Genomic DNA, 14,121 nt, shown 5'->3' with positions numbered 1-14,121 from the left:
TTATTCGTTTACACCAGTCAACGTAGATATATTTGTCAAACTCTACAGTAAACTAAAATATATGGATTTTGGAAGATTAATTATCGGTCTCTTCTTAATGGCTAATACCATTTACATGTTGTATCAGAAGCGTATTAACTGGCCTCGTATGGTATTCTCAGTTCTTGTTGGAATGGGATTTATTCTACAATCGATTAGTGGATCAGAAGATTTGCAGATGGAAGCGCATTTTTCTCCATCTCAAATGGAGTATTGGTCTTTACTTGACCAATTCTTACTTGTGTCTCTAATCTTTTTTCTAGGAAGGTACATTTACGAACTAATTAGAAACAAAAGGATAGAGAAGCTACAAGCATAAAAAAATCCGAACCACCAATATGGTATTTCGGATTTATATTTATGTTTTTACTGTGATTAAGCTTCTTTCTTGGCTGCAACAACAGACATTTCAACCAATAATTCAGGACGAGCCATACGTGCTTCAACACATGCACGAGCTGGTTGGTATCCATCTTCTACCCATGCATCCCAAACTTCGTTCATAGCAGCGAAATCTTTCATATCGCGAACGTAAATGGTTACAGATAGGATGTGCTTCTTGTCAGAACCAGCTTTCTCCAACAATTCCTCTACTTTTTCAAGAGTAGTAACAGTTTGTTCTTTGATATCCTTGGTTGCATCTTTAGCAGTTTGTCCGCAAAGATAAATGGTGTTGCCGTGCTCCACAATACGACTCATTCTTGGAGTTGAATCAATTCTTTTGATTGTCATTTTTGGTAAATGTTTAAGTTATTTTGTGGGGCGAAGATAAGAAAAATGTAAGTGGTACAATAGATAAGAAAAAACCAAACTATTCTTCGATATCTTTTACACACCGAAAACCTAGATTGCTAGTTGAAGAATCAATTGTATTACTAGTTCTTGCTGCAACACGATATCGATTACAGTAAGAATCATGACACAAGAAAGATCCTCCCTTCATCAATTTTCGATTCATTGGATCCAAATCAGGACCTTGGGGGTTATAATTGCCACCTTTCTGATTGGGATCATCTGTCCACCAATCCTGGCACCATTCCCAAATATTTCCACACATATTATATAAACCAAAATTGTTGGGTTCATATTGATTGACAGGTGCTGTTCCTAAAAAACCATCATTTAAACTATTACTATTAGGAAAATTGCCCTGCCAAATGTTGCACTGATGTACACCATTTGGTGTTAATTCATTGCCCCACGGAAATAGGTTTTGTTCCAACCCACCACGAGCAGCATATTCCCATTCAGCTTCAGTAGGAAGCCTTTTCCCAGCCCACTTACTATATGCATAAGCATCGTTATAAGAAATATGGGTAACTGGATGATTTTCTTTCCCAAAAAAATTTGAGCTTGGGCCTTCAGGAGTTTTCCAACAAGCACCTTCAACTTGCAGCCACCATTCTAATCCAGCAACACTTCTCCCAATTTGCATTAAATGTCTTGCTTCATTTTGTGGCAGGAGCAAATGAAAAACGAAAGACCATCCGAATTTCTCTGCATCGGTTATATATCCAGTAGCGTTGATAAAATCAGAAAACTTTAGATTTGAAACTGCATGCTTGTCAATGTAAAATGAATCAACAGCAACACTTCGAATTGGTCCTTCAGCATCTTCCGGATATGCTTTTTCGTAATCTGTTCCCATAAGAAACTCTCCTTTAGGGATGCAAATCATATCATCAAAGTTTGCATTATTTATAGGTGTTATCTGCTTTTGTATTGTTGAATTTGCAAGTACTCTTTCGGACTGAGGTGTACAGCAACATTTTTTATTTTTCATTGCAATCGTATTAAAAGACTTTGATGTCCGAAATTACATAAAAGAAAATTGAGGGCAAAAAAATGCCGTTCCTTTTGGAACGGCATTTATATATATTTGAGATGATCTCAATTATTTCATACTTGCAATGCGCTCTTCCAAAACTTTGATTTTGGCTTCAGCATCAGCTTGTTTTTTCTTCTCCATTTCAACAACTTGGGCAGGAGCGTTGTTTACGAATCGCTCGTTGCTTAATTTTTTGGAAACAGAGTTTAGGAATCCTTGAGTGTATTTCAACTCTTCTTCCAATTTCTTCAATTCTTCTTCAACGTCAACCAAATCTCCAAGAGGAATGAAATACTCAACAGCTTTTACAATGAAAGACATTGCGCCAGTCATTTCTCCATTGGCAGCTGAAATTTCGTTAAGGTTACACATTTTAGCAATTACAGTGTCGAAAGCAGTATCGTAATTACCTTCTTTAACCATATAATTCATTGCCAATTCATCTTTAAATGCAATGTTTTTCTGCTTACGGATGTTACGAACTGCAACAATCACTTCCTTCACCTGCTCGAATTTCTCTAATAAACTAGCTTCGTAAGCTTCAGGTTTAGGCATTACAGAAATCATGATGCTATCCTCTTCAGTTCTATCAGCTAACAACTGGTAGATTTCTTCAGTTAAGAAAGGCATGAATGGATGTAGCAACTGCATCAACTTCTCGAACAAGCCAACTGTAGCTTCGTAAGTTTTCTTGTCGATTGGCTGCTGATATGCTGGTTTCACCATTTCCAAGTACCATGATGAGAATTCATCGCGGAACAATGTGTAAACAGTCATCAATGCCTCACTGATGCGGTATTGCTTGAACTGCTCATCTAAAGTTTCCATGGTTTTGTTCAAACGTGCGTGGAATACTTCAGTAGCAATTCTTGCTGATTCAGGTTGCTCAATATCTGCAACTTCCCAACCTTTAACCAAACGGAACGCATTCCAGATTTTGGTAGTAAAGTTACGTCCTTGCTCAGGTAAGTTCTCATCGAACAACAAGTCACCACCTGCAGGAGAGCAAAGCAACATACCCACACGAACACCATCAGCACCATACTTGGCAATCAAATCCAATGGATCTGGTGAGTTACCTAGCGACTTAGACATCTTACGACGCTGGCTATCGCGAACGATACCTGTTAGGTAAACGTTGCTAAATGGCTTTTCGCCAATATATTCATAACCCGCAATTACCATTCGTGCAATCCAGAAGAATAGAATATCCGGACCAGACACCAAATCATTGGTTGGGTAATAATATTTAATTTCTTCGTTACCAGGCTTGCGAATTCCGTCGAAAACAGAGATTGGCCACAACCAAGAAGAGAACCATGTATCCAATACATCTTCATCCTGACGCAAGTCTTCAGCTTTGTATTCTTTACCTGTTTTCGCTTTTGCTTCTACAATAGCTTCCTCAACTGTTTTGGCAACTACATATCCACCTTCAGGCAAATAGTATACAGGAATTCTTTGTCCCCACCACAACTGACGAGAAATACACCAGTCTTTTACATTCTCCATCCAGTGACGGTAGGTGTTCTTGAATTTAGCAGGGTGTAATTGAATGTCATCATTCATTACATGCTCCAATGCTGGTGCAGAAAGTTCTTTCATTTTCAAGAACCACTGCATACTTAGCTTAGGTTCGATTACTGCATCGGTTCTTTCAGAGAAACCAACTTTGTTCACGTAATCTTCAACCTTAACCAAATTACCGGCAGCTTCCAAATCAGGAACAATCAAATCACGTACTTCGAAACGATCTTTACCAATGTACATTTGAGCGGCTTCACTCATGGTACCATTGTCATTAAAGATATCGATAGATTCCAAGTTGTGACGATCACCAATTTCGTAGTCATTCAAATCGTGAGCTGGTGTAATTTTTAATGCACCAGTACCGAATTCCATATCTACATACTCATCTTGAATAATAGGTACAGAACGGTTTACCAAAGGAACAATTACACGCTTGCCTTTTAGGTGAGCAAAACGTTCATCGTTTGGATTCACACAAACAGCTGTATCACCCAAAATGGTTTCCGGACGAGTAGTAGCAATAGTCACATACTCATCTTCGGTTCCTTCAATTTTATATCTTAAATAGTAAAGCTTTGATTGTAGCTCTTTGTAGATTACCTCTTCGTCGGATACAGCAGTTTGCGCCGCAGGATCCCAGTTTACCATACGAACACCACGGTAAATCTTATCTTTCTTATACAAATCGATGAATACATCAATTACTGATTCGTATAAAGATTCGTCCATGGTAAAAGCAGTTCGCTCCCAATCACATGAAGCACCTAATTTTTTCAACTGCTCCAAAATGATTCCACCGTGTTTTTCTTTCCACTCCCAAGCGTGTTTCATGAACTCGTTGCGAGTGATATCTGCTTTGGCAATACCTTCTTGCTTTAGTTTGTTTACAACTTTAGCTTCGGTAGCAATCGATGCGTGGTCGGTTCCTGGTACCCAACAGACATTCTTTCCCTGCAATCTGGCTCTGCGGACCAATACATCTTGTATTGTATTGTTTAGCATATGCCCCATGTGTAACACGCCGGTGACGTTTGGTGGCGGAATTACAATTGTATACGCCTCTCTCTCGTCTGGTACAGAGTGGAAGAATCCTTTATCCATCCAATACTTATACCATTTGTCCTCCGATTCTGCAGGATTGTACTTAGTTGGGATTTCCATTTGTTTAACTATAATTTAATAATTCTATATTTTCAAAAAAATTTGGGTCAAAATTAAGAAATTCTATGGGATATTACTTCACTGAATGACAATAAAATGAGGGAGAGGGTAAATAAGAGTTCGCAATCGTTTTATCATTAAAATCAATCGACTGCTTCTTCCTAATGGTCAGTTTTTTAAATCAATGTTGAAAAGCATTAAAAATCATTTTTTTTACCTGCTTTTTTATATACTTTTGGCGAATTAGAAAACCTTATTCATAAAATATATAAACACATAACAAATGCCACAGATATCAGACAAAGGAAGATTGATGCCTGAATCACCAATTCGTAAATTGGTTCCTTACGCGGAAGGCGCAAAAGCTAAAGGCAGAACAGTTTATCACTTGAACATTGGTCAGCCTGATATTAAAACTCCGGAAGTTGCAATGGATGCAATCAGAAATTGTACGGAGAAAGTTATAGAGTATTCTCACTCTGCCGGTAATATTTCTTACCGTAAGAAGTTGGCTAAAATGTATCAAAATATTGGTATTGATGTTAACGAAGAGGAGATGTTGATTACAACTGGTGGATCTGAAGCAATCACTTTTGCATTGATGACTTGTTTGAATCCAGGTGATGAAGTTTTGATTCCTGAACCGTTCTATGCTAACTACAATGGTTTTGCTATTTCGGCTGGTGTTAAGGTTGTACCGATTACTTCAAGTATCGAGAATGATTTTGCATTGCCTTCAATTGAAGAGTTTGAAAAGTTAATGACTCCTAAGACTAAGGCGATTGTGATTTGTAATCCAAACAATCCAACTGGCTACCTATATTCTAAAGAGGAATTGAACCAATTGCGTGAGTTGATTTTGAAGCACGATTTGTTCTTATTCTCTGATGAAGTTTATCGTGAATTCTGTTATGGTGGAGAAGAGCACTTCTCAGCTATGAACCTTGAAGGATTGGAGCAAAACGTTGTAATGATGGATTCAGTATCGAAACGCTACTCAGAATGTGGTGTTCGTATTGGTGCTATGATTACCAAAAACAAAGAGGTAATCACTACCGCATTGAAATTTGCTCAGGCTCGTTTATGCCCACCTGCATTTGGTCAGATTGCAGCAGAAGCTTCTTTAGATACTCCACAGGAATATTTTACTGAAGTTTACGATGAGTACATTGCTCGTCGCGATTTTATGGTTGCGGCTTTGAATGAAATGGAGGGTGTTTATTGTCCAACTCCTAAAGGTGCATTTTACACAGTTGTTAAACTTCCTATTGATGATGCAGATAAGTTTGCTCAGTGGATTTTGGAAGATTTCGAGTACAAAAACCAAACAGTAATGGTTGCTCCTGCTACAGGATTCTATGCAACTCCAGGTTTAGGTAAAAACGAGGTTCGTATTGCATACGTATTGAAGAAGGAAGATCTTGCAAAAGCAATGGAAACTTTAGCTGAAGCATTAAAGGTTTATCCAGGAAGAACTTTATAAAAGTTATTAACTTGAAAATATAAAAAAACGGCTCTCAATCTGGGAGCCGTTTTTTATTTAACTTCTAGTATATTTTCAATTAAAATATTCTTAGAATAACTTTAGCATTCTAACTTCTTCTGCAGTTAAGAATCTCCATTTTCCTCTTGGGATATTTTTCTTGGTAATTCCTGCAAAGAAAACACGATCAAGTTTCTCGACTTTATATCCTAAATGTTCGAAAATTCTGCGAACGATTCTGTTTTTCCCAGAGTGAATTTCAATTCCAACTTGTTTTTTGTCTTTAGGATCGGCAAAGCTAATAGCATCCGATTTGATGAAACCATCTTCCAATTCCAGACCTTTGGCTATCATGTCAAGTTCCTCCTGCGAAATTTCACGATCCAGAAATACATGATAAATTTTCTTCTTGTTGTAACTTGGATGAGTCAAGCGTTTGGTAAGATCACCATCATTGGTAAATAACAATACTCCGGTTGTCATTCTATCTAATCTTCCAACAGGATAAACTCTTTCATTGCAAGCGTGTTTAATCAAGTCGAGTACAGTTTTTCGCCCCATTGGATCATCTAAGGTTGTTACAAAATCCTTTGGTTTGTTTAAAACAAGATAAACTTTCGATTCTGGCTGAAGTAAAACTCCATCCATGCAAACTTTATCTTTAAGATTCACTTTGGTTCCAACTTCAGTTACAATTTCACCATTTACCGTAACACGACCTTCTGCTATTCTTGCATCAGCTTCGCGTCTCGAACATTCACCTGAATTGGCAATGAACTTATTTAATCTCAGAATACCATCTTTAGGCCCCATCATTTTAGCATGCTCAAGCTGCTTTTTCTTGCTATAGTGTCTTTTTCGCAAAGATTCTTTGTCAGGACCATTCTCATCAAATCGTTTTTTCGATTTAAAAGGTCTTTTTTGATCTGATTGCTTAGAAAATCGCTTCTTTTTTTCTGGATTTTCAGAAAAAGTTTTTCTTTCTTCCTTGTTTTTAGGATTTTTTCTAAAATCGGATTTAGATTCTTCTGATTTATTTCCGCTATATTTTTTTGATCGGTAGCTTGTCTTTCCTTTTCTAGGCTTACCGTAAGTCTTCTCTTCCATTTCTGACAGTATGATCAATGTTTTGAACTTGCAAAGGTATTAATTATCAAAGAATATATTTGAGTAACATTTCAAAAAGTTCATTTTGATTGTAAATTAAACTTGATAGATTTTTTACATTTGTACGAGCGAAAATTAATTCATTGTTTTTTTCGACGCTAAATTTGTGTGTGTGATTGTAAACATTTAACAAAAATTAAAAAATGGCATTAATTAAATCAATTTCCGGAATACGCGGAACTATTGGAGGAAAAGTAGGCGAAGGTCTTAGTCCTTTAGATGTGGTAAAGTTTTCAGCTGCATATGGAACTTGGGCAATCAGAAGACATGATGGCAAAAAAATTAAAGTGGTTGTAGGTCGCGACGCTCGAATTTCAGGTGAAATGGTAGATAAACTTGTAGTTGGTACATTAATTGGCTTAGGGATTGATGTTGTGGAAATCGGTTTGGCATCTACGCCAACAACTGAGTTTGCCGTAACAGAAGAAAAAGCTGATGGGGGTATCATTTTAACTGCGAGCCACAATCCAAAACAATGGAACGCTCTTAAATTATTGAATGAAAAAGGTGAATTCCTTAATGATGAGGATGGAAAGTTGGTACTAAGCATTGCTGAGCAAGAAGATTTCCTTTTCGCAGATGTTGATGATTTAGGAAGTATTACTAATGTAGAAGATTATACTCAAAAGCATATTGACCATGTTCTGTCTTTGGATTTGGTGGATGTAGAAGCTATCAAGAAAGCGAATTTCTCAGTAGCTGTAGATGCTGTTAATTCGGTTGGTGGTATTGCAATTCCAGGTATGCTTCGTGCATTGGGAGTTGAAAATATCGTTGAATTGTACTGCGAACCAAATGGTCATTTCCCACACAATCCGGAACCACTACCTGAAAATTTAACAGCCATTGCTGAGGTAATGAAAGAAGGCAAAGTGGATTTAGGTTTTGTTGTTGATCCGGATGTTGACAGACTTGCGATTGTTAACGAAGATGGAAGTATGTTTGGTGAAGAGTATACACTTGTAGCTTGTGCTGACTACGTGCTAGCAAATACTCCAGGAAATACGGTTTCAAACCTGTCTTCTACACGAGCTCTTAGAGATATTACCGAAAAACACAGTGGATCATACGAAGCTTCTGCTGTAGGTGAAGTAAACGTTGTAACCAAAATGAAAGCTAACAATGCAGTAATTGGTGGCGAAGGAAACGGAGGAATTATTTATCCTGCCAGTCATTATGGTCGAGATGCTTTGGTTGGTGTTGGTTTGTTTTTAAGCCACTTGGCAAAAACCGGAATGAAAGCTTCTGAATTGAGAGCTTCTTATCCAAACTATTTTATTTCTAAGAATAAGATTGAATTGACTCCAGAAATTGATGTTGATGCAGTTCTTGTAGCAATGAAAAAGAAATATCAACACGAACAAGTAAATGATATTGATGGTGTGAAGATCGATTTTGCAAAAGAATGGGTTCATTTAAGAAAATCTAATACGGAACCAATTATTCGAATTTATTCTGAAAGCGAGAATGAAGAAACTGCAAATAAATTGGCGGATAAAATCATTTCAGAAATAAAAGAGATCATTAAATAGTAAAAACTCATATATTTTAAGTTAAGTGCATTGGTGTTAATCAATGCACTTTTTTTATTTATAACGGAAAAAATTCCGTAATCGTTTGCGTATAGTTAATTCAGACTTGCGACCTGTAATTTTAATTCATATCCATAAGTAAAAAATATAAAATAAGGCTGCTTGTTTTAAGCTGAAATTACCGATAATACTAGAAGACCCGATTATCGTTTATTCTTGAAGCCTGCTGTATGGGTGTTTTTACCCAATTTTAAAATCTCTAAATATGTCATAAGTTCGATATTTGTTGAGGATTTTTTATATATTTAGAAATAGCTGTTGGAAAGCAGTTGTTTTTATACTTGCAAATATGGCAATGTACTTATATTTGTTCTCAGAATAGAGAAAAAATTCTACATTAGAATAAAGAAATAATTAATAAATCAATGAATATTGCTTATGCAATTTGCTGCTTAGATTAATTTTATTTAAAGTAAATTGTAAAGCGCCTTACTAAAAACTTACTGATATGAAAATTACCGTAGTTGGTGCAGGTAACGTGGGGGCAACCTGTGCAAATTGTATCGCTCAGAAAGAGTTGGCAAACGAAGTTGTTGTTGTTGATATTAAAGAAGGATTGGCAGAAGGTAAAGCATTAGATATGTGGCAAACTGCCCCTATTAACTATTACGACACAAGAGTTAAAGGTGTAACTAATGATTATGCTGCAACTGCAGGGTCTGAAGTTGTGGTAATTACTTCTGGTCTTCCTCGTAAACCAGGTATGAGTCGTGATGACTTAATCGCTACTAACGCTGGTATTGTAAAATCAGTTACTGAAAATGTAATTGCTCACTCTCCTGATGCAATTATCATTATCGTATCAAATCCACTTGATGTAATGACTTATGCAGCTTTCTTAACTGCTAAGAAAGCATCAAACAAAGTATTTGGTATGGCTGGTGTATTGGATACAGCTCGCTACCGTGCTTTCCTTGCTGAAGAACTAGATGTTAATCCAAAGGATATTCAAGCATTGTTAATGGGTGGACACGGTGATACTATGGTACCACTTCCACGTTATACTACTGTAGCTGGTATTCCTGTTACCGAATTGATCGAAGAAGAAAAATTGAACGCTATTATCGAAAGAACCAAATTCGGTGGTGGTGAGCTTGTAAACCTAATGGGAACTTCTGCTTGGTATGCTCCAGGTGCTGCTGCTGCTCAAATGGTTGAAGCTATCGTTCGTGATCAGAAGAGAATTTTCCCAGTTTGTGCATTGTTGAATGGCGAATACGGAATGAAAGATATTTACCTAGGTGTACCTGTGAAATTGGGTAAAAACGGTATCGAAGAAATTATTGAAGTTAAATTGAATGAAGACGAAATGGCATTGTTGAAAGATTCAGCAGAAGCTGTTAAGTCTGTAATGAAAGTTTTGGATGAAATGAACATTATTGCCTAATCGGTTCATTTTATTAAAGGGAAGAGGTCATCTCAAATGAGATGACCTTTTTTTTGTCTAATTACCAAACTTCCATCTGGCAACTGGATACTCATTTACTCAATAAAAATATTTATCCATTCACTTACACTCACTTTTGTTCAGTAATCATGCAGTAAAATAGCTTTCCTTTTGGTATATTTGCTATCCTTTGCAGAAATTGAAGAACATGATAGAGATACCGATAGAGGTTGTAGAATTAGAAGAGAATAGTTTCCATCTGCTGATTGAGTGTGAGATTAACACAGGTCAGAAAGGAGAAATGGTGATCGATACCGGTGCCTCTAAAACGGTACTTGACAAAAATTTTGTTGACGATTATCAAAAAGCGGTTCAAGAAGAATCTGAGATAAAATCAAGAGGATTAGGTGAGGGAAGTATAGAAACGGAGATGGCTAAAATCGATCGTTTTCAGATTGGAACTCTTTGTATAAATGACTTTTCTTGTGCCTTGATTAACTTGTCGGGAATTAATGAAATGTACCGCCAATATTGCAATCGAGAGATTTGTGGATTGCTGGGAAGTGACTTCCTTTTAAAGTACAATGGAATTATTGATTACAGAAGGAGAGTTTTGCAATTAAACAAAGAGTAAGCATGCAGGATTTACAAAGGACTGAAAATCCATAAAATGCTGGTGATTATTGAACAAAGGAATTAGAAAAAAATTAATATATTTGTGCGTTAATTTGCGGTTGAAAATATAGAATACCACATAAAGTAAGAATTTATTTAAACCTAAACACATGCGAAATAAAGGAGCGATTCGTCTACTCGCTATTGTCTTTGCGTTAGTGAGTTTGTATCAATTGACTTTTACTTACGTAACGAAAAAAGTTGAAAAGGAAGCTCGAGAGTTTGGAGCTGGCGACATTAAGAAAGAACAAACCTACCTTGACTCAATTAGAGGAGAAGGGGTTTACAATTTCTTATGGTTGAAGAATTACACTTACAAAGAGTGTAAGGAGTTGGAAATGAACTTAGGGCTTGACCTTAAGGGAGGTATGAACGTTACAATGGAAGTTTCTGTTGTTGATATCATCAAAGCGATGGCTAACAACAGCAAGGATGAAACTTTTAATGCTGCAATTGCCAAAGCAAAACAAATGCAGGCAAACAGTGGTAAAGGATTCGTTGAGTTGTTCGGACAAGCATTCGAGCAAATCGATCCTAACGCTCAGTTATCATCTCCAGATATTTTCGGTACGCTTGAGTTGAAAGACAAGATTCCTTTTGGAGCTTCAAATGCTGAAGTGTTAAAGGTAATCAAGAAAGAAACTGATGCTGCTATTGATAATACCTACAACATTCTACGTTCTCGTATCGACCGTTTTGGTGTTGCTCAGCCAAACATTCAGAAAGCTGACGTATCAGGTCGTATCATTATCGAACTTCCAGGTATTAAAGATGCTGCTCGTGTGCGTAAACTTCTTCAAGGAACTGCAAGTTTGGAGTTTTGGGAAACTTACAGTGCTCCTGAAGTAATGCAATACTTAAATGCAGCAAATACAAAACTTGCAGAAATTAAAAATGCAGGTGATGTTGAAGAAAAAGCTGCTACCGAAGAGGTGAAAAAAGAAGCAAAAGATGAAGAGGTTGCTCTTTTGGATAAAATTGAAGAAGAGGGTGCGCAAGATTCATTGGCTACATCTCAAGATGAAAAAGCAATGGCTAAAATGTACCCATTGTTCTCAATCTTGAACCCAACTCAACAAGGAGGATCTTCAAAAGCAGTTGTGGGTATGTCTCACGTTAAGGATACTGCTAAGGTGAATGAAGCATTGGCAATGCCTGCTATTAAATCGGTATTACCTCGTAACTTGAAATTCTTCTGGGGAGTTAAGCCTATTGATGAGGGAGGTAATGTATTCGAATTATTTGCGATTAAAGTAACAAGCCGCGATGGTAAAGCTCCATTGGATGGTGATGCAGTTACTTCAGCACGTGAACAAGTTGACCAAAATACTGCTAAGTATGAAGTGTCGATGAGTATGAGTGGTGAAGGTGCTAAAACTTGGGCTCGTTTAACCAAAGATAATGTTAACCGTGCAATTGCAATTGTATTGGACGGATATGTATATTCTGCACCAAACGTATTAGGTGAAATTAAAGGTGGTCAGTCAAGCATTAGCGGTAGTTTTACTGTTGCCGAAGCAAAAGACTTGGCAAACATTTTGAAATCAGGTAAACTTCCTGCTCCTGCACATATTATTGCCGACGAAGTTGTTGGTCCATCTCTTGGTAAAGAGTCAATCCAAAAAGGGATGTACTCATTTATCATTGCTTTCGTGTTGGTATTGGTTTACATGTTCTTCTTCTATAGTAAAGGTGCAGGTTTAGCGGCTAATATCGCATTGATTGCGAACTTGTTCTTCATTTTTGGTGTGTTGGCTTCATTGGGAGCTGTTCTTACATTACCAGGTATTGCAGGTATTGTATTAACAATCGGTATGTCGGTTGATGCGAACGTGCTGATCTATGAGCGTATTCAGGAAGAGTTGAAAGCTGGTAAAGGATTAGGCCTTGCGATTAGCGATGGTTACAAGAATGCTTACTCTGCAATTATCGATGGTAACATTACTACCTTATTAACTGGTATCATTCTTTACTTATTCGGTGAAGGTCCAATTAAAGGTTTCGCAACTACATTGGTAATCGGTATCTTCTCATCATTGTTTGCTGCAATCTTTATTACAAGATTAATTTTTGAAGCGCAAACAGCTCGTAATCGTAACGTTACTTTCGCAACTAAATTTACTGATAACTGGTTGAGAAATTCGGCTGTTACCTTCTTACAGAAAAGAAAATTATTCTACGTAATTTCTGGTGCAGCAATTGTATTAAGTGTTGTATCACTTTCTACAAAAGGTTTGAACCAAGGTATCGACTTTACTGGAGGTAGAACTTACGTTGTAGCTTTCGATCAGCCAGTAGGTGTTGAAGATGTTGCTAAATCATTGGAACCAGTATATGGTCACGCTCCAGAAGTAAAAACTTTCGGTGGTAACAATCAGGTTAAGATTACTACTAAATACAAAATCGACGAAGCGGGAACTGAGGTTGATGACGAAGTTGAAGGATTACTATATGAAGGATTGAAATCATACTTGGCTGATGGAACAACAAAAGTTGATTTCTTAGAAAACAACCGTAAAATGTCTCAGAAAGTTGGTCCTACCATTGCTGATGATATTCGTACTTCTGCATTGTGGTCTATCTTGGGTGCATTAATCGTGATTTTCTTATACATCATGGTTCGTTTCTCGAACTGGCAGTATGGTTTAGGTGCAGTTGCTGCATTGGCTCACGACTCGATCATCGTATTGGGTATCTTCTCTATTGGATCTGGTTTATTGCCTTTCTCTTTAGAGATCGACCAAGCATTTATTGCAGCAATCCTTACGGTAGTTGGTTACTCTATTAACGATACCGTGGTAGTATTTGACCGTATCCGTGAGTACTTGGGATTATATCCTAAACGTGATCGCGAAGAGGTTGTGAATAAAGCCTTGAACAGTACAATGCGTCGTACATTTAGTACATCGCTTTCTACCATGGTTGTATTATTGGCAATTTTCTTGTTCGGTGGTACTTCAATCCAAGGATTTACATTTGCATTGTTAGTTGGTGTTATCGTAGGTACATACTCATCACTATTCATTGCATCTCCTATTGCTTACGACACAAGCTTACGTGTTGAAAAAGTTGTAGAAAAGAGAAAGAAATAATTGAACTTTCTATAAGTTTCATCCCCCGGCCGTTTGGTTCGGGGGATTTTTGTTTTAGGATATTACTCCGCACACCAAAATATTATTCCGCACGCAAGGATACCCTTTCCGCACATAAAAAGTGATGATGGAGCTTTGTGCGGAAATATTCCTCTCACCTTCGGAAC

10 protein-coding genes are annotated in these 14,121 nt (G+C 37.2%); 6 read left to right on the top strand and 4 right to left on the bottom strand.

Annotation, left to right across the window (positions count from 1 at the left end; translation table 11 throughout):
* Positions 1 to 61: 61 nt before the first annotated feature.
* Positions 62 to 358, top strand: a complete 297-nt coding sequence (locus ACKPCA_RS13805; RefSeq protein WP_321279587.1) for a hypothetical protein — start codon at positions 62 to 64, stop codon at positions 356 to 358.
* A gap of 56 nt (positions 359 to 414) precedes the next feature.
* Here ACKPCA_RS13805 and ACKPCA_RS13800 read toward each other — a convergent pair whose 3' ends face one another.
* The 3 genes from ACKPCA_RS13800 to ACKPCA_RS13790 all read right to left on the bottom strand — a co-directional run bounded on the left by ACKPCA_RS13800 (position 415) and on the right by ACKPCA_RS13790 (position 4,558).
* Positions 415 to 771 carry a RidA family protein gene (locus ACKPCA_RS13800; protein WP_321279586.1) on the bottom strand — a complete coding sequence of 119 codons (357 nt, stop codon included), beginning with the start codon at positions 769 to 771 and terminating at the stop codon, positions 415 to 417.
* Positions 772 to 850: 79 nt separating this feature from the next.
* A complete protein-coding gene (locus ACKPCA_RS13795) occupies positions 851 to 1,822 on the bottom strand; it encodes a formylglycine-generating enzyme family protein (RefSeq protein WP_321279585.1) in 972 nt (323 codons plus the stop codon).
* A gap of 111 nt (positions 1,823 to 1,933) precedes the next feature.
* Positions 1,934 to 4,558, bottom strand: coding sequence for a valine--tRNA ligase (locus ACKPCA_RS13790; protein WP_321279584.1), 2,625 nt, complete (start codon positions 4,556 to 4,558; stop codon positions 1,934 to 1,936).
* A 283-nt stretch (positions 4,559 to 4,841) separates the two neighbouring features.
* Here ACKPCA_RS13790 and ACKPCA_RS13785 point away from each other — a divergent pair, with 283 nt between their 5' ends.
* Positions 4,842 to 6,041: a pyridoxal phosphate-dependent aminotransferase gene (locus tag ACKPCA_RS13785; RefSeq protein WP_054722442.1), complete on the top strand. Its 1,200-nt coding sequence runs from the start codon at positions 4,842 to 4,844 to the stop codon at positions 6,039 to 6,041.
* A gap of 90 nt (positions 6,042 to 6,131) precedes the next feature.
* On the opposite strand, the gene ACKPCA_RS13780 is transcribed toward ACKPCA_RS13785, so the two are convergent.
* Positions 6,132 to 7,148 (bottom strand): pseudouridine synthase, encoded by a 1,017-nt coding sequence (locus ACKPCA_RS13780; protein WP_321279583.1) that lies wholly within the window; start codon positions 7,146 to 7,148, stop codon positions 6,132 to 6,134.
* Positions 7,149 to 7,351: 203 nt separating this feature from the next.
* On the opposite strand from ACKPCA_RS13780, the gene glmM reads away from it, so the two are divergent.
* The 4 genes from glmM to secDF all read left to right on the top strand — a co-directional run bounded on the left by glmM (position 7,352) and on the right by secDF (position 13,954).
* A complete protein-coding gene (glmM, locus tag ACKPCA_RS13775; RefSeq protein WP_321279582.1) occupies positions 7,352 to 8,740 on the top strand; it encodes a phosphoglucosamine mutase in 1,389 nt (462 codons plus the stop codon).
* Positions 8,741 to 9,248: 508 nt separating this feature from the next.
* Positions 9,249 to 10,187 carry a malate dehydrogenase gene (mdh, locus tag ACKPCA_RS13770; RefSeq protein WP_321279581.1) on the top strand — a complete coding sequence of 313 codons (939 nt, stop codon included), beginning with the start codon at positions 9,249 to 9,251 and terminating at the stop codon, positions 10,185 to 10,187.
* 208 nt (positions 10,188 to 10,395) lie between these two features.
* Positions 10,396 to 10,821 (top strand): retropepsin-like aspartic protease, encoded by a 426-nt coding sequence (locus ACKPCA_RS13765; protein WP_321279580.1) that lies wholly within the window; start codon positions 10,396 to 10,398, stop codon positions 10,819 to 10,821.
* A gap of 151 nt (positions 10,822 to 10,972) precedes the next feature.
* Complete coding sequence (gene secDF / locus ACKPCA_RS13760) at positions 10,973 to 13,954, top strand: protein translocase subunit SecDF (protein WP_321279579.1); 2,982 nt, start codon at positions 10,973 to 10,975, stop codon at positions 13,952 to 13,954.
* The last annotated feature ends 167 nt before the right edge of the window (positions 13,955 to 14,121 follow it).

The organism is Marinifilum fragile (assembly GCF_963677365.1).
GTDB lineage: Bacteria > Bacteroidota > Bacteroidia > Bacteroidales > Marinifilaceae > Marinifilum > Marinifilum fragile.
This window is presented reverse-complemented; position numbering and strand designations above follow the sequence as displayed.

Coding starts and splice junctions, on each gene's coding strand:
- ACKPCA_RS13805 (WP_321279587.1), top strand. CDS start 62: ATGGATTTTGGAAGATTAATTATCGGTCTCTTCTTAATGGCTAATACC.
- ACKPCA_RS13800 (WP_321279586.1), bottom strand. CDS start 771: ATGACAATCAAAAGAATTGATTCAACTCCAAGAATGAGTCGTATTGTG.
- ACKPCA_RS13795 (WP_321279585.1), bottom strand. CDS start 1,822: ATGAAAAATAAAAAATGTTGCTGTACACCTCAGTCCGAAAGAGTACTT.
- ACKPCA_RS13790 (WP_321279584.1), bottom strand. CDS start 4,558: ATGGAAATCCCAACTAAGTACAATCCTGCAGAATCGGAGGACAAATGG.
- ACKPCA_RS13785 (WP_054722442.1), top strand. CDS start 4,842: ATGCCACAGATATCAGACAAAGGAAGATTGATGCCTGAATCACCAATT.
- ACKPCA_RS13780 (WP_321279583.1), bottom strand. CDS start 7,148: ATGGAAGAGAAGACTTACGGTAAGCCTAGAAAAGGAAAGACAAGCTAC.
- glmM (WP_321279582.1), top strand. CDS start 7,352: ATGGCATTAATTAAATCAATTTCCGGAATACGCGGAACTATTGGAGGA.
- mdh (WP_321279581.1), top strand. CDS start 9,249: ATGAAAATTACCGTAGTTGGTGCAGGTAACGTGGGGGCAACCTGTGCA.
- ACKPCA_RS13765 (WP_321279580.1), top strand. CDS start 10,396: ATGATAGAGATACCGATAGAGGTTGTAGAATTAGAAGAGAATAGTTTC.
- secDF (WP_321279579.1), top strand. CDS start 10,973: ATGCGAAATAAAGGAGCGATTCGTCTACTCGCTATTGTCTTTGCGTTA.